This is a genomic window from Pseudomonas sp. MF08875 (assembly GCF_059862525.1).
This window is the reverse complement of record NZ_JCBCUW010000028.1, coordinates 15,508-34,314: the sequence shown is the minus strand read 5'-3', so window position 1 is coordinate 34,314 and position 18,807 is coordinate 15,508. Positions and strand designations below refer to the sequence as shown.

Annotated in this window: 15 protein-coding genes; 5 read left to right on the top strand and 10 right to left on the bottom strand. The window is 65.3% G+C overall.

Annotation, left to right across the window (positions count from 1 at the left end; genetic code table 11):
• The first annotated feature begins 77 nt into the window (after positions 1-77).
• A complete protein-coding gene (locus tag AC19YT_RS17300; protein WP_095109734.1) occupies positions 78-1,265 on the top strand; it encodes an acetylornithine transaminase in 1,188 nt (395 codons plus the stop codon).
• 22 nt (positions 1,266-1,287) lie between these two features.
• On the opposite strand, the gene AC19YT_RS17295 is transcribed toward AC19YT_RS17300, so the two are convergent.
• Complete coding sequence (locus AC19YT_RS17295; protein ID WP_500610690.1) at positions 1,288-1,698, bottom strand: PaaI family thioesterase; 411 nt, start codon at positions 1,696-1,698, stop codon at positions 1,288-1,290.
• 144 nt (positions 1,699-1,842) lie between these two features.
• On the opposite strand from AC19YT_RS17295, the gene AC19YT_RS17290 reads away from it, so the two are divergent.
• Both AC19YT_RS17290 and AC19YT_RS17285 read left to right on the top strand, forming a co-directional pair.
• A complete protein-coding gene (locus AC19YT_RS17290) occupies positions 1,843-2,742 on the top strand; it encodes a LysR family transcriptional regulator (protein ID WP_500610689.1) in 900 nt (299 codons plus the stop codon).
• Between the two features lie 218 nt (positions 2,743-2,960).
• A complete protein-coding gene (locus AC19YT_RS17285) occupies positions 2,961-4,139 on the top strand; it encodes an MFS transporter (RefSeq protein WP_500599750.1) in 1,179 nt (392 codons plus the stop codon).
• Here AC19YT_RS17285 and AC19YT_RS17280 read toward each other — a convergent pair.
• From AC19YT_RS17280 to AC19YT_RS17245, 8 genes are all read right to left on the bottom strand, one after another.
• Complete coding sequence (locus AC19YT_RS17280; RefSeq protein ID WP_500610688.1) at positions 4,115-4,717, bottom strand: PqiC family protein; 603 nt, start codon at positions 4,715-4,717, stop codon at positions 4,115-4,117. The two genes, AC19YT_RS17285 and AC19YT_RS17280, sit on opposite strands and share 25 nt — an antisense overlap.
• Positions 4,714-6,378 carry a PqiB family protein gene (locus AC19YT_RS17275; RefSeq protein ID WP_500599746.1) on the bottom strand — a complete coding sequence of 555 codons (1,665 nt, stop codon included), beginning with the start codon at positions 6,376-6,378 and terminating at the stop codon, positions 4,714-4,716. Before AC19YT_RS17275 ends, AC19YT_RS17280 begins: the two co-directional genes overlap by 4 nt.
• On the bottom strand, positions 6,371-6,985 hold the full coding sequence (locus AC19YT_RS17270) for a paraquat-inducible protein A (RefSeq protein WP_095109739.1): 615 nt from the start codon (positions 6,983-6,985) through the stop codon (positions 6,371-6,373). The genes AC19YT_RS17275 and AC19YT_RS17270 overlap by 8 nt, the downstream gene beginning before the upstream one ends.
• The gene (locus AC19YT_RS17265) at positions 6,982-7,593 is read right to left on the bottom strand and encodes a paraquat-inducible protein A (protein ID WP_095109740.1); all 612 of its coding nucleotides are present in this window, start codon (positions 7,591-7,593) and stop codon (positions 6,982-6,984) included. The genes AC19YT_RS17270 and AC19YT_RS17265 overlap by 4 nt, the downstream gene beginning before the upstream one ends.
• Positions 7,594-7,756: 163 nt before the next feature.
• Positions 7,757-8,851: a ComEC/Rec2 family competence protein gene (locus tag AC19YT_RS17260; protein ID WP_095109741.1), complete on the bottom strand. Its 1,095-nt coding sequence runs from the start codon at positions 8,849-8,851 to the stop codon at positions 7,757-7,759.
• Positions 8,852-8,855: 4 nt separating this feature from the next.
• Positions 8,856-11,009 carry a caspase family protein gene (locus tag AC19YT_RS17255; protein ID WP_500610687.1) on the bottom strand — a complete coding sequence of 718 codons (2,154 nt, stop codon included), beginning with the start codon at positions 11,007-11,009 and terminating at the stop codon, positions 8,856-8,858.
• 116 nt (positions 11,010-11,125) lie between these two features.
• Complete coding sequence (locus AC19YT_RS17250; protein ID WP_500610686.1) at positions 11,126-13,390, bottom strand: ATP-dependent DNA helicase; 2,265 nt, start codon at positions 13,388-13,390, stop codon at positions 11,126-11,128.
• Positions 13,387-15,036 (bottom strand): VRR-NUC domain-containing protein, encoded by a 1,650-nt coding sequence (locus AC19YT_RS17245; RefSeq protein ID WP_256576608.1) that lies wholly within the window; start codon positions 15,034-15,036, stop codon positions 13,387-13,389. The genes AC19YT_RS17250 and AC19YT_RS17245 overlap by 4 nt, the downstream gene beginning before the upstream one ends.
• A 188-nt stretch (positions 15,037-15,224) precedes the next feature.
• On the opposite strand from AC19YT_RS17245, the gene AC19YT_RS17240 reads away from it, so the two are divergent.
• Together AC19YT_RS17240 and AC19YT_RS17235 are read left to right on the top strand one after the other, a co-directional pair.
• Positions 15,225-15,443, top strand: a complete 219-nt coding sequence (locus AC19YT_RS17240) for a YgdI/YgdR family lipoprotein (protein WP_095109744.1) — start codon at positions 15,225-15,227, stop codon at positions 15,441-15,443.
• 255 nt (positions 15,444-15,698) lie between these two features.
• A complete protein-coding gene (locus tag AC19YT_RS17235; protein ID WP_500610685.1) occupies positions 15,699-15,974 on the top strand; it encodes a DUF1652 domain-containing protein in 276 nt (91 codons plus the stop codon).
• A gap of 155 nt (positions 15,975-16,129) precedes the next feature.
• On the opposite strand, the gene AC19YT_RS17230 is transcribed toward AC19YT_RS17235, so the two are convergent.
• Positions 16,130-18,592, bottom strand: a complete 2,463-nt coding sequence (locus AC19YT_RS17230; protein ID WP_500610684.1) for a UvrD-helicase domain-containing protein — start codon at positions 18,590-18,592, stop codon at positions 16,130-16,132.
• Positions 18,593-18,807 lie beyond the last annotated feature (215 nt).

Below are 18,807 nucleotides of genomic sequence, written 5' to 3'. Positions count from 1 at the left end.
TCGGCCCATGTTTATCCAGCCAATGTGGCCAACCATACTGCAAGCACCCCGCTCAATCACCCGCGGAGAGTGCCGACATGAGCCACGCTTGCCTGATGAACACTTACCAGCCCCTGCCCATCAGCTTCACCCATGGCCTGGGCACGCGCCTGTGGGACCAACACGGGCGCGAGTACCTCGACGCCATGGCCGGCGTCGCCGTGACTGGCATCGGCCACGCCCACCCCCGACTGGTGGCGGCGCTGCGCGAACAGGTCGGCCTGCTGTTGCACACCTCCAACCTCTACGCCATCGACTGGCAGCAACGCCTGGCGCAAAAACTCACCCGCCTCGCTGGCCTGGACCGGGTGTTTTTCAACAACTCCGGCGCCGAGGCCAACGAAACCGCGCTGAAACTGGCGCGCCTGCACGGCAGGCAAAAAGGCATTGCCGCGCCCTTGGTGGTGGTGATGGAGAACGCCTTCCATGGCCGTACCCTCGGCACCCTGTCCGCCAGCGACGGCCCGGCGCTAAGCCCGGGTTTCGCCCACTTACCGGGGGATTTCCTCAAGTTGCCCTTTGGCGACCTGGCGGCACTGGAGCACGCCACGCAGTTGTATGGCCAGCGGATCGTCGCCGTGCTGCTGGAGCCGATCCAGGGCGAAAGCGGCATTCAACCGGCGCCGCCCGGTTACCTCAAGGCCGTGCGTGAACACTGCACCCGCCACGGCTGGCTGATGATGCTCGACGAGATCCAGAGCGGCATGGGCCGTACCGGGCAGTGGTTTGCCTACCAGCACGAAGGCATCGTTCCCGATGTCGTGACCCTGGCCAAGGGCTTGGCCAATGGCATTCCCATTGGCGCGTGCCTGGCCAGCGAAGCGGCGGCCAGCCTGTTCACCCCCGGCAGCCACGGCAGCACCTTCGGCGGCAACCCGTTGGCGTGCCGCGCCGCGTGCACGGTGCTGGAGGTGATCGAGGACGAAGGCCTGCTGGCCAACGCCCAACTTCAAGGCGGGCGCTTGCTGGCGCGGCTGCGGGTGGAGCTGGGCGCGCACCCGCAGGTGGTCGCGGTGCGTGGCCAAGGCTTGATGATCGGCATCGAACTGGCCCGGCCCTGCCGCGAACTGATGCTCATCGCCGCCCGCGACCACGGGGTGCTGATAAACGTCACCCGCGGCACCACCATCCGCCTGCTGCCGCCCCTGACCCTGGATGAGCGCGAGGTGGAGATGATCGTGCGCGGCGTGAGCCGGGCGCTAGAGGCCCTGCCTGTGCTGGCTTGATTACGGCTGTGGGAGCAGGCGTTCAAGCCTCTAACGGCACCGCAAACACCCCATTGGCCCGGGCCACCGTCCGCTCGCCGACTTCCAGCACCACGGTGGCGAAGGCCATTTGCCGGCCGCGCTTGGAGTGCTCCAGGCGCACGCTCAGCCATTCGCCGATTTTCACCGAGCCCAGGTAATCCAGGTGCATGCTCGCGGTTATCAGGGGCAGCGGTGGGTCGCTGGAAAACGCCATGGCGTAGCCCATGCCCACGTCCGCCAGGGTCGCCAGCACCCCACCGTGCAAGGTGCCGCGGCCATTGGCGTGGCGCGGCTCGATGAGCAGGCCGACTTCCAGTTGCAGCCCAAGGCCCCGGCAGTACACCGGGCCGATCAGGTCGAGCAAGGGGCTGCTGCGGGGCAACGCGACAAAACCTTCGGGGATGGTACTCACGGGCAGGCACTCCACTGGCGACAAAGCCTCACCATGCCCCCCCCGAGGCCCGCCCGACAGCCTTATCCAGGGCGCAAATCCCCGCTCATTTGCGCGGCTGTGGCACGATGGCAGCCCTTCGCGCCCCAAGAAGGACCTTGCGCCATGATCGAAACCCGCCTGCTGCGCCAATTCATCGCCGTCGCCCAAGAGCTGCATTTCAGCAAGGCCGCCGCTCGCCTGCACATGGCCCAGCCGCCCTTAAGCCAGGCCATCAGCCGCCTAGAAGACAAACTCGGAGTGGCGCTGTTCATCCGCAGCAAACCCGGCGTGCAACTGACGCCGGCCGGCCGGGCCTTTCTGGACACGGCCTATACCACCCTGCGCGGCCTGGAGCTGGGCATCGACCACGCCCGGCAAGTGGCCCGCGGCGTGGCCGGCACCCTCACTGTCAGCGCCCTGTCCCTGGCGTGCTACGACACCTTGCTCGACAGCCTGCAAGGCTTTCGCCAGGCGTTGCCCCAGGTGCGGCTGGTGCTGCGGGAAATGCCCTCGGCAGAGCAGGCCCGGGCCCTGCTGGCCGGCGAGGTGGACATCGGGTTTCTGCGCCAGGTGCGCTTTGACAGTGAGCAGATGGAGTGCGTCGAGGTGCTGCGCGAACCCCTGCTGCTGGCCCTGCCCGCCACGCATCCCAAGGCTGGCGTCACGCCCATCGAACTGCGCGACTGTGCCGACGAGGATTTTGTATTCACCCCCCAGCCTCTGGGCAGCGGTTTTCACCAACAGCTGATCGGCCTGTGCGAAGCCGCCGGGTTTTACCCACGGGTGGTGCAGGAAGCAGCGCAGATGCACACCCTGATCGCCCTGGTCGGCCGGGGTTTCGGCGTGGCCCTGGTGCCCGCCTCCATCGCCAGCGCCGTGGCCCGCAGCGATGTGGTGCTGCGCCCGCTGGCCCAGGTCGGCGCCCAGCCCAACCCGGGCATCAGCCTGTTCATGTGCTGGGCCCGCAGCAACCCTTCGCCTTTGCTTGAGCCCCTGCGGGCCTTGGTGCTGGCGCCACGCTGAAAAGTATCAAGACGCCACTTATTTAATATTTCCCGCAGCGGGCGCGGGTGGCCACTCTGTAGGCCGAACTTATGGGCGCGAAACCTGTGGGGCTCTGCCCGCGATGGGGCCGGTACAGCCACTCAATCTCCAGCGCCAGGGCCGCCGCTATCGCGGGCAAGCCCGCTCCCACAGGTTCGGTGTGCACAGTCAATTCCTTTGTCTTGCGGAAGCCCCCTATGCCTGCAGTGATCTACCTCTTTTCCCTCTGCACCTTCGCCTTCGGCCTGTCCGAGTTTGTATTGGCCGGGTTGGTGTCGGTGATGGCCGATGACCTGCACGCCCCGGTGGCCGAGGTCGGCTCAGCGATTGCCGCCTACGCCTTGGGCGCGGCCATTGGCGCACCGATCCTCACGGCGCTGGCCCATGCCTGGAGCGACAAGGCCCTGCTGCTGACCACCCTCGGCGTGCTGGCCCTGGGCAGCCTGGCGATTGGCGTCGCCCCGGACCTGCTCACCCTGCATGGCATCCGCTTTGTCATTGGCCTGGCCCACGGCGTGTTCATGGCCGTGGCCTCCAACGTGGCGGTCAAGTGCGTACCAGCGGATCAGTCCGGGCGGGCCTTGGCGCTGGTGTGGTTGGGCCTGACCCTGTCGGTGGCCCTCGGCGTGCCGCTGGGCACCTACCTGGGCGGCGTCTGGTCATGGCGGCTGGTGTTTGTCGCCATCGGCGCTTTGGGCTTGCTCAGCAGCCTGGGCCTGGTGTGGCTGATGCCCCGCGCGCCGGCCACGCCTGCGGGTGCCGGGGCGCTGGCCGGCCTACGCGCTGCGCTGCACCGGCAACTGCTGATGGCAGCTGCCCTGGCGATGCTGGTGAGTGTGGCGACGTTCGCCTTCTTTACCTTTGTCTCGCCGTACCTGCTGCACATCACCGCCGTCAGCCACGCCACCCTTAGCCTGGCGATGCTGCTGTTTGGCGGCTGTTCGATTCTGGGCAATATGCTCGGTGGCCAGTGGGCCGACCGCTACTCGGTGACCCATTGCCTGTACCTGGCGCTGGGCGCCTTGGCCCTGGACATGGTGGGGCTGTACCTGTGGCGTGAGCAGCCCTGGGTGATGTTGCTGCTGGTGGGGCTGCTGGGGGTGTTGTTCTTCGCCATCGTCACCCTTTCCACCCTGCGTTTGCTGCGCCTGGCCAACCACTACATCCCGCGCTACAGCGCCGTGGCGGCGGGCCTGAACATCGCTTCGTTCAACCTGGGCACCGCCATTGGCGGTGCGGCCAGCGGCGTGCTGATCCACCTCGCGGGGCTGGCCTGGGTGCCGCTGCTCGGTGCGCTGGCAGCGTTGGCGGCCATGGCCCTGCTATGGGTGCAGGGCCGTTGGCTGGCGCCTCAGGAACATCCCGCCGTTGGCTGACTGACCCAGGCCCGCGCCGTGTGGGCGATGCGCGTGGCCAGTTGCTCGACCAGTTGCTGGTGGGCTAATACCAACGCCTCGATGCCCACCCCGGCGCTCTGGCGCAGGGTGCTGCTGCACGTCAGGGTGCGCCGCGGCTGGCCATCGCCGCGCAGGCTCAGGCTCCACACCACATCCACCAGGGCGTACTGCCCCGGCAGCGAGTCGAAGCGGCGCACGTCGGTGCGCAGGGCCAGGCGTTCGCGCCCCGGGGCAATGGCCAGGCCCGCGAGGTCGCGGGTGCCGAGCTTGTTTTCCATCTGCAAGGCCAGGGCATCGTGCAGTTCATCGGCCAGGGGCGCGCTCCAGCGCTCGGTTTCAAGGATCGCCAAGGCCCCGCCGCCCTGGCGCACCACCACTTGCGGCTGGTCTACCTGCACGGGGATGCGCACGCTTTGCATCTCGAATTCAAAGCCCGGCGCCGGGGCCGCGACCGCGCCTTCATGGGCGGCGGGGATCAAGGTGTAGTAATGGGTCGGCGCCGAACTGCACGCACTCAGGGCCAGGGCGGCGGCCAGGGTCAAGGAACGGGTCATCATTGCGGGTCGCTCTGGCGGGAAGTCGAAGACGGCGCTTGATAAGCGTCGGGTTGGTTGTCCTTGAGGCGGCCCCGGATCAACGCCTCGGGGTGGCGGCCGAGGAAGTCGGTAAGCACCCGCACCGAACGGGCGGTGCGTTGCACTTCATCCATGGCCTGGCCCAGTTGCTGGCGTTGAGGCGAGTCCTCGGCAAAGCTGTCGTTGGCCGTGGCCACGGTCTTGCGCGTTTGCTCCAGGGTGTCACGCAGTTGCGGCAACACCTGGCCATTGACCTGTTTGAGGGTCTTTTGCATCTCGCCCAGGCTGCCGTTGAGGTTGCTGGCGATCTGCTCGATCGGCAGCTTGCTGATCTTGTCCACCACCGCTTGCAGTTGCTCCTGGAGCTTGTCGAGGCTGCCGGGCACCGTGGGGATCTCCACCGGCCGCGCGGCCAGGTCGAATTGCACCGGTTTGGCCTTGGGGTCGAAATCCAGGGCGATGTACAGCTGCCCGGTAATCAGGTTGCCGGTGCGGGCCTGGGCGCGCAGGCCGCGGGCCACCAGTTCGGCCATCAATTGCGAGGCCCGCGTCTCGTCGTCGGCGCCGCCGCGTTCAAGCATCTTGGCGTGGGCCTTGCCCAGGCGCGTGGGGTAGATCACCGCCCCGATGATAGTGGGGAAGGTTTTTTTCACTTCGTCGTAATCCAGGTCCACCGAGACCACGCGGCCCAGGTTGACCCCGTGGAACTCCACCGGGGCATTGACCACCAGCCCGCGCAATGGCTGGTCGAAGCGCATGCGGATGTAGCGCGGCTGGCCATCGGCCGGGGCCATGGCGCTTTGCTGGTCGTCGAACAGGGAAAACGCGGTATTTTCCGCCGCCACCTCCGGGTTGGGGCTGTACTTGGGCTCCACGAAGGCAATGCCGCCGGCGAGGATCGAGGACACCGATTCGGTGTTCACCTTCAAGCCATCGGCGGCCAGGCTGACGTCGATGCCGCTAGCGTTCCAGAACCGCGTGTCGCGGGTGACGAAGCGGTCGTTGGGGGCGTGGACGAAAATCTCCACGTCCACACCCTTACCGTCCTCAGACAACCGGTAGGCCACCACTTGCCCCACGGGGATACGCCGGTAATACACGCTGGAGCCAATGTCCAGCGAGCCCAGGTTGTCGGTGCGCAGGGTGAAGCGCTTGCCTTTCTCGCCGTAAGTGATGGCGGGCGGGGTTTCCAGGCCGACGAAGTCCTTGCGGGCCTTGCTCGATTCCCCGGCATCGGCGCCGATAAAGGCCCCGGACAGCAGCGTATCCACCCCGGAGATGCCATTGGCGCCGATGCGCGGGCGCACCACCCAAAAACGCGCATCGCGCGAGGCGAAGGACTTGGCCGAGGCGTCCAGCTCGATGCTCGCCTGCACATGGCTGCGGTCATCGGCCAGGGCGATGGCCGTGACCTTGCCGATCACCACGTTCTTGTACTTGACCTGGGTCTTGTTCGCCTCCAGGCCCTCGGCCGTGAGAAAACTCACGGTGATCTGCGGCCCGGCGTTGCGCGCGTTGTGCACCACCATCGACAGGCCCACCAGTGCCGCGACAATGGGCACCAGCCACACCAGCGAAACGTTGAAACGCCGGCGCTTGACCGCCGGGCTGCCCGGCGCGGGCGGTGTATGGGTATCAGGCATCTTCAACCTCTGCGTCCCAGATCAATCGGGGATCGAAACTCATGGCGGCCAGCATCGTCAGCACCACCACCAGACCAAAAAACAAAATGCCGATCCTGGGCTCGATGGTGCTCAGGGACCGGAACTGCACCAACGCGGCAATCAACGCCACCACCAGCACGTCGAGCATCGACCAGTAGCCGATCACCTCGATCAGCCGATACAGCCGCGCCCGCTCGGCCATGGCCCAGCGGCTGCGGCGCTGGCAGGTCACCAGCAACAGGCCGAGCACGACGAACTTCATGCATGGCACCACCACGCTGGCGATAAAGATCAACGCGGCCAGGTCCCAGGCGCCTTCGTGCCAGAACTCCAGCACACCGCTGAAAATGGTGTTTTCACTGCCGCTGCCAAAAATATCGGTGAACATCACCGGCATCAGGTTGGCCGGGATGTAGCAGATCAGGCTGGCCAGCAACAGCGCCCAGGTACGGTTGAGGCTGTCGGGTTTGCGCCGGTGGACGATAGCGTCGCAACGCGGGCAGCGCAGTTGGCCGCTCAGGCAAGCCTGGCCGCAGGTGTGGCATAGCAACAGGCCCAGTTGCGAGGCGTAGGGCGGCAGGTTCACGGGATCACGCCCTCCAGGTCTTTCCACAAGCGCCGGATGCCTTTGCCGGAGATCAGGATAATCAGCACCGTGAGCATCGCCAGCGCCCACAGGCCCAGGCCGGGGTGCACGTCGAGCATGCCGGCCAACTTGACGATCGCCACGAGGATGCCCAGCAGGCACACCTCCAGCATGCTCCACGGCCGCAGGTGCTCCAGGGCGCGCATGCACGCCTTGAACCCCGGCGCGGCGCGGCCCACCAGCGCGTAGCTGAGCAGCCAGCACAACAAGGCGATTTGCAGCATGGGCGCGAGGATGATGGTCAGCCCGGCCACGGCGGCGATGGGGCTGATATCGCCCTGGGCCAGGGCCTGCACCGATTGCCACAGGGTCGCCTGGTTGCTCAGGCCCTTGAGGCTGATGGTGATAACCGGGAACGCATTGGCGAGCACGAACAGCAGCGCCGCACCGATAGACAACGCCAGCAGTTGCTGGATGCTCATCTGCCCGCCCCGCTCCAGGATCGCCGCGCACCGCACGCAACGGGCGATTTCGCCCTGGCCCAGGGGCACCGGGCTGTAGACCGAGTCACAGTGCTCGCAAATGATCCACTGGGGGTTGGACGTCATGGAGGGCAAAGGCCTGTGGTGAGGATGGCGAGGGTTTGGGCGGCGACAGAGTCAATCATAGACACAAACTCGGTGGGAGCAGGCGCTGCCCGCGATGGCGATCTTGGGGCCGCCATCGCGGGCAGCGTCCCCTCCCACAGGGGGGTTGGCGGTGTAAGAGGTATCACGCCAACAGGTCCAGCGCCACGCGGCCCTCCTGCCCAACCGTGGGAAAGACACAACGGTAGTTCCATTTCTGCATCAGCGCCGGCACGTTCCAGCACAGGGTCTGGGGTTGGCGGAAGTTGAACACCAGGGTCTTGGGCCGCTGGGGGTCGGCCTTGAGGATGCGGGCGATCAGTTGCGGGTCCGGGTGGCCGTGGCGCGAGCCGTCGGTGGAGAAGGCAAAGCAGGTGCAGTCGATGATGCCCAGCAGCCCTGGCGAGGTGTTGCCCTGGCTGCCGTGGTGGGCGACTTTCAGGCACGCCAACCGGTAGCGCTGGGTTTCACTGGCGCCGAGGCGGCGCAGGGACGCCTCGACGATATCGGAGTAAGCATCCGCGGCCATCAGCACCCGCGCGCCGTTGTATTGGGCGATGAAGGCGATGCTGGAACCATTGGGCTTTGTCTGATCGGGTTTGAAGTCCATCGCCGCCAAGGCTTCCACGTCCAACCCGCCCAGGTGCACATGGCCGTCAGCGGGCGGTGGCGGCGGCGCCACCAGATCTTCCAGGCGCAGGCCGGCGCGGATGAGTTCCTTGAGCCACACCGGCAACAGGTTGGCCAGGCTCTGGTCCGTGGGCGAGAGCAAGGTCAGTTGCAGGCCACCGGCAAACGTCAGCGGCGCCGCGCCTTCGGGGCTGTCCACCGAAACCACGCGGCTGGCAAAGCGGCTGTTGAGCGGCCAACCACTGGCGGCCAGGCCCTCGCTGACCTTTTCCGCCTGTTTGGAGCCCAGCGGCACCCGTTGCTCCGGCGCCAGGCGTGCATTGGCCGCCAGCAATTGGGCGCGGGCGTTGAACCACACCTCGCGGGCCTTGAACGGCAGGTCCGGGGCCTTGAACAGGCTCACGGCGCCTTCGATGTGGTCGGCGTCGATGTGGCTCAACGCGAACAGCTCGACCTCCCCCAGGCCTTGCAGCAATGGCTTGAGGGGCTTGTAGTCGCCGCCACGGCCCAGATCCACCAGGGCATGGCGCAGGGCCGGGGCCTTGCCCCAGGTGAGGATCAAGGCATCGCCTTCGGACGCCGGGTGCAAGGTCAGGGTGAAAGTGGCCATGGGCTCAGGCTCCAGCGTTGCGCAAACGGATTACGGTAAAGGTGCGGGCGGGGTCGACGCGGATCGACAGTTCCCGGGCGATGCGGCGTTTTTCCAGGAGTTCGGCGCTGTTGCCGGGCACGCTTTCCAGGCCCTGGGCCAACCAGTCCAGCGACAGCGAGTAATAGGGCACGCCACGGCGGTAGCCTTCGAGGAACCAGGCGCCGGCTTCGTCGATCTGTGCCTGGCTGCGGGCACGGCTCATCAGGCGCCGGCCAAGGATGATCGGCCCGTCGGGCAACCCGGGGAACCACTGGCACAGGTTGCGCAGCCAGGGGTCCCAGTGCTCCTCCACCTTCGGGCTGGCAGCCCCCACCGCCACCAGCGCCCCGGCGGTGGCGGCCACATTGTTGAGGACTTTGTTGCGGATGGCGCCCAGGACGTCCTCGGCCAGGCCTTCGTCGAGGAGTTTTTCGCCCTCGACAAAGTTGCGGGCGGCCACACAGCCCAGCAGCTTGCTCCAGCGCCGGTCGTCGATATGCACCCGGGTCATCGCTTCGTAACGGGCCGCGCCCAGGTCGATGCGCACCTCGGCACACCAGCGGCTGTCGCCCAAGGGGCCAATGTGCTGGCGGGCGGGCACGGCGGCGTATTCCTCATAGCCGTCGGCGTGGCGGACCTTAATGAACACCGGCGTGCCCGGGGCCACGCTGCTGTCGAAGTCCCCCAGTTGGTTCTCGCCCAAGGCGACCGTGTTCGAGCGCTCGCGACCAATGTCGAAGGCTGGCGTGGCATGGCCATTGGCGGGGCGAGCCTCGTCAAGGCCCATGGACAGCGCGCCCACCACCCGCACGGTGGCGCTCAACGACGGCGGTGGCTTGCCCGCGCCGGCCCGGGGCCGAATGACCGTGCCGAATTTCAGCGCCTGGAACAGGTCATCGCGCGTTGGCGTCCATTTTTGTAGGCCCAGCATGGGCGGCCGTTGCTTGTCTTCCCGTGGCGGTGAGACCTGCAAAAACAGCACCGGCGCCCGAACCCTGGCGGTGTTGCTGCCCAGGGACTCGCCATCGTGCTCGGCACTGACACGAACATCGGCTTGGTCCTTATAACGCGCCAGGTAGAACGGCCCGGCCCCGCCCTGGTGGGCAATGGTGTCCTGGGCCACGCCATCGACCGTCACGGTGAGGGTGCTGTCGGGCCACAGGCTGGGGTCGTACAGGCTGATGTACACCGGCACATCGCTGCTTTCCCCGGGCAAAGTGATATCGAAACTGCCGCTGATCCGCCCCGCCGGCAGTTGCACGCTCTCGTCGGGGCGCCGGTACAGGTCGAGGATGCGGGTCACCCGGTCCACCAGGGTGCCGGGGCGCACCGGCCAACCTTCGGCGCTGACGTCGCTGGCCACGCCGTTGAGGGCATCGAGCAGGGCCAGGTTGAACAGCGTCGGCCCCGCCGCCAGCCCCGTGGCGACCTGGCCCAGGGTGGTGGAGCAAATGCCCCATTGGTTGCGCGGCTGGCCGTGGTCCTTGGGGTCGCGCGGCAAGACCACCAACGGCGTGCCGAACATTTCCTCAGCCGCCAGTTTCACGTCCGTGGCGTTGCGGCAGCAGTCGATCAGCAGCAACTGACGGGTGGCCCAGGCGTTCTCCAGGGTGCCGAACAACTGCTCGACATTGACCAGGCCAAAGGTGGCGTTTTGCGGCGCACTGCCGAAATCCTCCAACAGGAACGCGGTGCGCCCGTTCAGGCTCTGGCCATGGCTGGCCACATAGAGGATCGCCAGGTTGTCCGGGTGGCCGTGCAGGCGCTTGAGCCATTTACCCAGGGCTGCTTTGACTCTGGCACTGGTGGCCCGTGGCACCTCGCCACCGCCGTAGGTGGCCAGGGGTGCTTGGGAGGGTTGGGTGGTTTCCGAGAGCAACAGCGCCACGCTGCCCAGAGGCTGCCCAGCGTTGCTGAAACGCGCCTTGCCCGGGGCCAGGAACCAGTCGGCCAGGTTACGCGCCGACAGGGTGGCGGTGGTCAGGTTAAGCGGAAAATTGGCCGAGCGCAATGCCGCCACGCCCACCACCAGCACATGGGTGGCCGGGGCCTTCGCCAGTGCCGGGTCGTGATAGACCAGGCCTTCGCCGAGACGACGCGGGTCGTCGCCCGCCAGGAAGCAACTTGCGTGTGGCATGTACCCCATCCCTGAGACTGATGCAGGAAAAAAGTGGCGAAACGCCTTGGACGGGCAAACCTACACCGCCTATCGGCTTTTTTCGACGCTCGATGTACGAAATTTCTATCGACCCCCTACCCGACCACGTCAACCGCCCACCAATCGGGTAGCAACTGGCGCACCCGGGGTTCGGCAAAACGGTCGTCGATCAACATCACCATGCCTTGGTCCTCGGGCGTGCGGATCACCCGCCCGGCGGCCTGCACCACTTTTTGCAGGCCGGGATAGAGGTAAGTGTAGTCATAGCCGTTACCGAATACTGCCGTCATCCGCTGGCGCAACTGTTCGTTGACCGGGTTGACCTGGGCCAGCCCCAAGGTAGCGATAAAGGCGCCGATCAACCGCGCGCCCGGCAGGTCGATGCCCTCGCCGAACGCCCCACCCAACACGGCGAAGCCCACGCCTTGGCTGCTGGCGGTGAACTGCTGCAAAAAAACCTGGCGCTGGCCCTCGTCCATGCCCCGCGATTGCGGCCACAACGGGATATGGGGGTAGCGCTCGGCCAGTAGCTGGGCCACCTGTTGCAAGTAATCGAAGCTGCTGAAAAACGCCAGGTAGTTGCCCGGGCGCTGGCCAAAGCGTTCGGCGATCAATTCGACAATCGGCCCCAGGGACTGCTGGCGGTGGGTATAGCGGGTGGAAATACGGCGGATGACCTGCACCTGCAACTGCTCGGCCTTGAACGGAGATTCGACGTCGATCCACACCGTGTCGGCGGGCAGGCCCAGCAGGTCAGCGTAATAGCGCCGAGGGTTGAGGGTGGCGGAAAACAGCACGCAACTGCGCGCCGCTTTCAGCCGCGGGCCGATGAACCCGGCCGGCACCACGTTGCGCAGGCACAGGCGCGACAGGCTCTTCTTGGCGCTGAGGTCGCGCTTGCTGATGTCGAACAGAAACTGGCCGTCGAACAGCTCACCCACGCGGATAAATTGCAGCGCCTCGAAATAGAGCCCTTGCAGGGCGCTGTCCAGGCCCTGGGGGTGGTCGTTCTGGTAGTCGCCGATGGCCGTCACGCAAGTGCCCAGCGCCGCCAGCAGTTTGCCCGGCGCCTGGGGGTAGGCCTGGTACGGCGCGATTTGCGCCTTGTGCAGGGCGTTCCATTCCCGGTTCAGCCGCTGCAAAGGCTTTTTCAGCACCTGGGGGGCACTGCGCCGCACCTGGTCGAGGCTCGATTGATCGAGGCTCGCGCTGTACATCTGCCGCGCCCGCTCCACCAGGTTATGGGCCTCGTCCACCAGCACCCCGACGCGCCATTGGTTGAGCTGGGCCAGGCCGAACAACAGGGCACTGAAATCGAAGTAGTAGTTGTAGTCCGCCACCACCAGGTCGGCCCAACGCGCCATTTCCTGGCTCAGGTAATAGGGACAGACCTCATGCGCCAAGGCGATGGCCCGCAACCCCGGCTGATCCCAGCAACCGCTGGCGGTGGCCGCTTGCCGGGCGGCGGGCAGCCGATCGTAGAAGCCCCGGGCCAGGGGGCAGGACTGACCGTGGCAGGCTTTATCCGGGTGCTCACAGGCCTTGTCCCGGGCTACCAGTTCCAGCACCCGCAGCGGCAACGCCGGGTGGCTGTGGCACAGCACTTGCGCTGCGTCCAGGGCCAGGGCCCGGCCCGGGGTCTTGGCAGTGAGGAACAGCACCTTGTCCAGACGCTGCGGCGCCAGGGCCTTGAGCATCGGGAACAGCGTGCCCAGGGTCTTGCCAATGCCCGTGGTGGCCTGGGCCATCAGGCAGCGCCCGGTGCTGACAGCCTTGAACACCGACTCGGCGAGGTGGCGCTGGCCGGGGCGGAAATCGCCATGGGGGAAGCGTAAGTGGGCGGCTTCGCGGTCACGGGCGGCGCGGTGGTCGCTTTCCTGGGCGGCCCAGTGCAGGAACACCGCGCACTGGCGGTTGAAGAATGCCTCCAGGGCCTGGGCCGTGCAGTGTTCGCTCAAGCAGGTTTCCCGCTCGTTGGTGACATCGAAGTACACCAGGGCCAGGTGCAGGTCGGGCAATTGCAGCTGCTGGCACATCAACCAGCCATACACCCGGGCCTGGGCCCAGTGCAATTGCCGATGGTTGTCGGGCATGGCCGCCAGGTCGCCGCGGTAGGTTTTCACCTCTTCGAGGCGGTTTTGCTGCGGGTCGTAGCCATCCGCCCGGCCCCGCACCCGCAGGCCTTGGTACTGGCCCTCCAAAGCAATTTCGCTTTGATAGCCCGGTGCCCGCCGCGAGGCCACCGTGCGGTGCCCGGCCATGCCTTCCAGGGCCGTGGGCGATGGCGTGAAGCGCAGGTCGAGGTCGCCGCACTTGGCGGTGAATTCACACAGGGCGCGCACCGCCACGCTGTAGTTCATGGCGCCCCCGGCGCCCATTGCACGTAGCACACCGCCACGGGCATGGCGTGTTCTTCGCAGAACGCCAGCCAGCGCAGCTGGTTGTCTTGCAGGCGATCGCCGGGGCCCTTGACTTCGATCATGCGATAGGTTTTTTGCGCGGGGAAAAACTGGATCAGGTCCGGCATACCGGCGCGGTTGGCGCGGATATCCAGCAGCAGGCGATTGAACCACAGCTTCAGGTGCTCAGCCGGCAGGCACGCCAAGGCCTGCTCCAGCAGCGCTTCGCTGAGCGCGCCCCAGAACACGAACGGCGACTGGATGCCGAATTTCTGCCGGTAGCGTTCACCGATAGTGGCCAGATAGCGGCCATCGTCCAGCTCCGCCAGGCAGGCGCGCAGCAACTCACTGCGCCGCTCATGGAAGTCTTCGCTGAGTAGGTCTGCCGGGCCGCGCTGGAACGGGTGGAAGAACGCCCCCGGCACCGGGGCGAAAATCGCCGGCCAGCACAGCAGGCCGAACAGCGAGTTGATAAGGCTGTTTTCCACGTAATGCACGGGTGCGGCGGCAGCGTCCAGGTGAGCCTGCACGCAGAACTCCACCGCCAGCCCCGCTTCGCTCCTGGGCAGGCACAGGTCCAGGCGTTCGGCCGCCTGGGTTTTGCGCCGCGGCTGGGGCGGGCCGCCCAGTTTGCGCCGCAGGCGCGGCAAGGTGCGCAGCAATTGCTGCTGTTCGGCGCCGCTGTGGGGTTGGGCGGCGATGGCTTCGGCCAGGGCCAACGCGGCGCCTGGTTCGCCACCGCGCTCTAGCACGCGGATCAAGCGCAGCCGCGCCCCAGGGTAACTGCTGGCGCGGTACAGCGCCTCGGCGGCGGGCCAGTCGGCCAGGCGCTCGCAGTGCTGGCCGACCTGGAACAGCAACTTGGCCTGGCGCCGTTGCAGCCAGGGGTTGGCGGTGTGCAAGCGGTTTATCCCTTCGATCACTTCCGCCAGGCAGGCGCCCTCTTCAAAGCGGCGCTGGTGCTCGTACAGGTGCAGGTAGCCGTCAACGTCTTCACGGCAGCGCAAACCCCGGGATTCGCTGCAAAATTCGACCTTTTCGTAGACGAACACTCCAAGGTCGGCCAACACGAACTCGGACCAGTCCTGGTGCAGGTTGCCGAAGAACATCAGCCGCAGGCGATCGCACAGCGCCATGATGGTCAGGCCAAACAACCGGTCCTGCACCTGCGGGGCCCATTGGCCGAAGGTTTGTGCGGTGTGGAAGCTAGCTTCCAGGTCTGCCAGCCATTGGCTTTTTTTGCCCTTGGGCCGGGGGATGGCCTCCTTGAAGCACTGGAGGATCTCGGGTTTGAGCAATACCTCGAACAGCTCGGCCAGGCTCAGCGGCACCTGTTCATCGACCCAACCCAGGGCCAGCAAGGGCGCCACGGCTGTGGCGGTGTCGCCGATTTCGCTGTAGCTGAGCTTGCTGGCACGAAAGTGCACGCCCTTGCGCATCACCATGCGCACCAGCAACCCCTGGGCCGGTTGAGGCAATTGCTGGAAGTCGGCGATGAATTGCCGCTCGGCTTCGCTGAGCACGTCGCCATAGCGCTGCTCCAGCCAGGCCAGCACTTGCAGGAAGTTGTGCAGGTAATAGAACGGATGGTCGAGAGGGTTGGACATCACGGATCGAAAGCGCCACGGGTCGAATACTGGTTATACATACAGATAGCAGTTTGTCGCCGTACCTGGCAAACCCAAATGGATGGACGGCTTCACAGTTTTCCCTCGCCGCCGCGAACTTTCTGACACTTTTCAGGACAAAGTGCCATCAATGCTCAATGGTTTTTCCACATGCACGAGGCATATCCATGAAGATCAAGACCCTGGCCCTGGCTGTTCTCGCCACGGCGGCGCTGGCCGGTTGTGCGTCGCCGACGGTGGTCACCCTGCAGAACGGCACCCAGTACCTGACCCGGGATGTACCGGACACCAAGACCGCCGACGGTTTCTATGAGTTCGAGGATATTTCCGGGCGTAAAGTGCGGGTCAAGGCCGACGAAGTGGCCACCGTGCGCAAGGCTGATTGACAGCACCCACGGGGTGCTCCATTTGAACGGTCGAACGTGACATTCCCAAGGCTGGAAACCTTATTCCAGCCACCTGCCCGACAAATACATGACACGCGTCATACTTTTGCCAGGCAATTGCGAAAGGGTTTAAAAAAACCGATTAAATAGCGGCAATCTGATGCTAGGGTTAGCACTCAACGGGCACGGCCAAGCAGGCCCTGTCGTTCCTACCGCGAGCTAAAGGAAGCGCTCAATGACACAGGTGGGCACCCCATGAACAAGACGTTTTCCAACAAGGTGACCTTTCCCAACGCTTGCCAGCTGATGCGTTGGCATTTTCACCCCGTGGGTTTCGAAGCCAGCATGGACGCACCCGGCAGCCTGATTGCCCGGTTGTTCGACCGCGAGAGCGGCGAAACCATGATCGCCATTGCCGGCATCCCTTGCGCGACGGTGATGAACGCCACCGATGTGGAACGGATCATCGAAGCCATCGAGGCTGAGCTTGAGTGCTTTGTACCTCCATCGAGCCTTAAGAGTTTTGGCTAAGCCACTGATTTAAAACAATACTTATCACATTGCAGGACGGCGTCGTTGTGGGGTCGGGCTCGCCCGCGATGGGCTTTCCGGTCGATAGGTATGTCGAATCAGACATCGCCATCGCGGGCAAGCCCGCTCCCACAGGGTGAGCCCAGCCTGCCCCATCAGCCCTTTGCACCCCGCAGGTCATTGAAGAACGGCTTATCCCCCGCCACCCGGTCCGAGGCCTTGGGCTGGTGAGCAGCTCGCCCGTCAGGCCCATCGACATACCAGTAGCAGTGCTTCACCGCCCGGGTAATGCCCACGTAGGCCAGGCGCAGGGTTTCGTCCTGCTGGGCGCTGTCATAGGGCTCGGCGTCGCCGTCACGGCCCAGGCCGGCCAAGGGGTACACCTGGTTCTTGTAGGGCGAACGGGTCAAGTGCTGGCAATCGCCCAGCAGAAAAACCGCATCCGCCTGTAGGCCCTTGGCGCTGTGATAGGTCAGCTGTTTAAGGCGGCGCTGCTCGGGAGGCAAGCTAGAATCCACATTAACTACAGACTGAATATGCTCTTCAATCAATAGCTTATCGCTCATTCCTCGATACAACATCAAGATCGAATCGCCTTGGCGATAATGCTCGATCAAACGCTGGGCCAGGGCCGGGCCATCGCGCTCCAGCACGGTGACCGGCACCAAGGCCTTGGGTTCGCCGCAAGCCTTGGCCTTTTTCCCAGGGATGGTCGCAGCCGCTCGTACGATGTGTTCTGCCGCATCGATGATGTGCTGGTGGCTGCGGTAGTTGTCGCTGAGCATCACCCGGGTGGTAGCAGGCGACGGGAACTCTTTGTTGAACGCCATGAAGTACTGGGGCGAACTGCCGCGCCAACCATAGATCGACTGCCAGTCGTCCCCCACGCACAGCAGCGACGAACGTTGTGCGCCGCGCCCCACGTGCATGGCCGGGCCGCGGCTGCGGATTTCCCGCAGGCTGGCCCGCAGCCACGAGACGATCTGCGGCGAGACGTCCTGGAATTCGTCGATCATCAGGTGCGACAACGGCCGCAGGGTGGCGTCGCCGAGCAGTTTGAAGTTCTGCGGCGAATGTTCGCTAAACAGCGCGAACATGCGGTTATAGGACATGATCGGCGGCGACTGGTCGAGTAAGTGGTCTTCCAGGGCCCGCCAGTACAGGCTCAGGGCCTCGAAGAAGAAACGGTCCGGGTCGTCCTGGGCGAAGCGCATGCGGCCCACGGCCATGGGCACGTCCAGCCCCAGGTTTTCGATAAAACTGGCGGCGGCTACGAAGCAGTCGAGCAAAGGCGCGGAACTGAGCTCACCCTTGACCTTGTAGTCGAAACCCGGCCCGGCGCTGGCATCGCCGCCCAGGGTGGCTAAGACACGTTTTCCTGATTGGTAGTTATCCAACCAAATCAAAGGTTTATCGCAGAAAGCTTGAAACAGCGTGCGTTTAACCGCCCACTCCGCGCGCACCGACAGACGGGCGCCGGGGCGCGTCAGTTGGGCGCTTTCCCCCGGATCGAAGCCGAGCATCACCCAGGCCTCCAACTCGCGGCAGTAGCCGTGGCAATGAAAAGTAGCGCCGTTAATCTGGAAGGTTTGGCGCTTGGCTTCGATGCCCTTGATCGGCCAGGCCTTGGCCTGGCGCCAGAGGTTTTCCACGCTGTCACACAGCTCCACATCGCGCTGGGCCGCCAGTTCGGTCACCGCCACGCGTTTTTGCACGTCCGGGTGGTCACGCTCCAGTTCCTTGAGCTGCAAGGCGTGGCGCGACAGCGGCTTGATGAGGTCGCGAAAACGCGCCTCGCTCTGGAACAGGCGATGGTAGGCGCCATTGAGGTACTGGCGCTGGGTGTCGTTGAGACGCAGGTCGAACGGGTTGCTGTCGGCCTCCTCCTCGCCGCCGCGGGCGTTGAGGTTCTCGAACGCCTGCAAGCGCTCGAACCCCGGCAGGCTGCGCACCATGGGCAGGATGCGCGAGTGAAAGGTGCGCACCAGGTCGCGCCCCTGGGCCGGGCTCAGGGCCAGGCCCCAGAGGGCGAAGGTGGCCATCAGTTTGCGAATGAAGTCCTTGCGCGACTCACGGGTGAAGGTCACCACGGTCAGAGAATCGAGCTCGAAACCCAGGTAGTGGTGCAGCACCAGCACCCGCAGCACCAGAGACGTTGATTTGCCCGCCCCCGCGCCGGCCACTACCGAGGTGGACGGCGTGTCGCTGAAGATCATTTTCCACTGCGCGGCGCTGGGCTGGCTGTGCTCGGGCAATTGCCGCGCCACATCGGCCTTGATGCGTTTTTTCAGCTCCGCCCCCAAGGGCAGGCGCCAGTCGTCGAACAGGTGATCGTCCACGCCAGGAGCCGGGTGCTCTGTGCAGCGCGAATCGCGGATCAACAACACCTGGCGCCCCGCTTCCAGCCCTTCCTGGTGCCCCTCGCGGTAACCGTATTCCACGCCTGCGCTGTGGCCGCTGCGAAAGCCGTCCGCCTGGCCGTGCAGCCACGAAGCGCGGTGCTGGGCGTGCAAGCGGCTCAGGCCATGGCCGAAAAACCGGGCCATCAGGCGTTTGAACAGGGGCATTTGCGCCAGGGGCACGAGTTCGGGAGGAAGTTGGGGGTTGTGCTGCGACACGCTGACTCCTGGGTGTGAGGCGGTGGGGCGCTATGGTCGCGCCATTCGCTGGTGAGTTCTAGTCAAATGCTTGTGGTTCATTGGCTTAGGCGATTCATTGAAGGTGGCGACTGAGTGTTTGGCCAAAAAAAACATCGACAAACCAGATTGATTCAGCGGATTTTTTGCGCTTTTTATCGATGCTTGGCTGATGGAAGATGCCTCCCATCAACCGC

Coding starts and splice junctions, on each gene's coding strand:
- AC19YT_RS17275 (WP_500599746.1), bottom strand. CDS start 6,378: ATGCCTGATACCCATACACCGCCCGCGCCGGGCAGCCCGGCGGTCAAG.
- AC19YT_RS17245 (WP_256576608.1), bottom strand. CDS start 15,036: ATGTCCAACCCTCTCGACCATCCGTTCTATTACCTGCACAACTTCCTG.
- AC19YT_RS17285 (WP_500599750.1), top strand. CDS start 2,961: ATGCCTGCAGTGATCTACCTCTTTTCCCTCTGCACCTTCGCCTTCGGC.
- AC19YT_RS17240 (WP_095109744.1), top strand. CDS start 15,225: ATGAAGATCAAGACCCTGGCCCTGGCTGTTCTCGCCACGGCGGCGCTG.
- AC19YT_RS17260 (WP_095109741.1), bottom strand. CDS start 8,851: ATGGCCACTTTCACCCTGACCTTGCACCCGGCGTCCGAAGGCGATGCC.
- AC19YT_RS17250 (WP_500610686.1), bottom strand. CDS start 13,390: ATGAACTACAGCGTGGCGGTGCGCGCCCTGTGTGAATTCACCGCCAAG.
- AC19YT_RS17265 (WP_095109740.1), bottom strand. CDS start 7,593: ATGACGTCCAACCCCCAGTGGATCATTTGCGAGCACTGTGACTCGGTC.
- AC19YT_RS17290 (WP_500610689.1), top strand. CDS start 1,843: ATGATCGAAACCCGCCTGCTGCGCCAATTCATCGCCGTCGCCCAAGAG.
- AC19YT_RS17280 (WP_500610688.1), bottom strand. CDS start 4,717: ATGATGACCCGTTCCTTGACCCTGGCCGCCGCCCTGGCCCTGAGTGCG.
- AC19YT_RS17300 (WP_095109734.1), top strand. CDS start 78: ATGAGCCACGCTTGCCTGATGAACACTTACCAGCCCCTGCCCATCAGC.
- AC19YT_RS17235 (WP_500610685.1), top strand. CDS start 15,699: ATGAACAAGACGTTTTCCAACAAGGTGACCTTTCCCAACGCTTGCCAG.
- AC19YT_RS17255 (WP_500610687.1), bottom strand. CDS start 11,009: ATGCCACACGCAAGTTGCTTCCTGGCGGGCGACGACCCGCGTCGTCTC.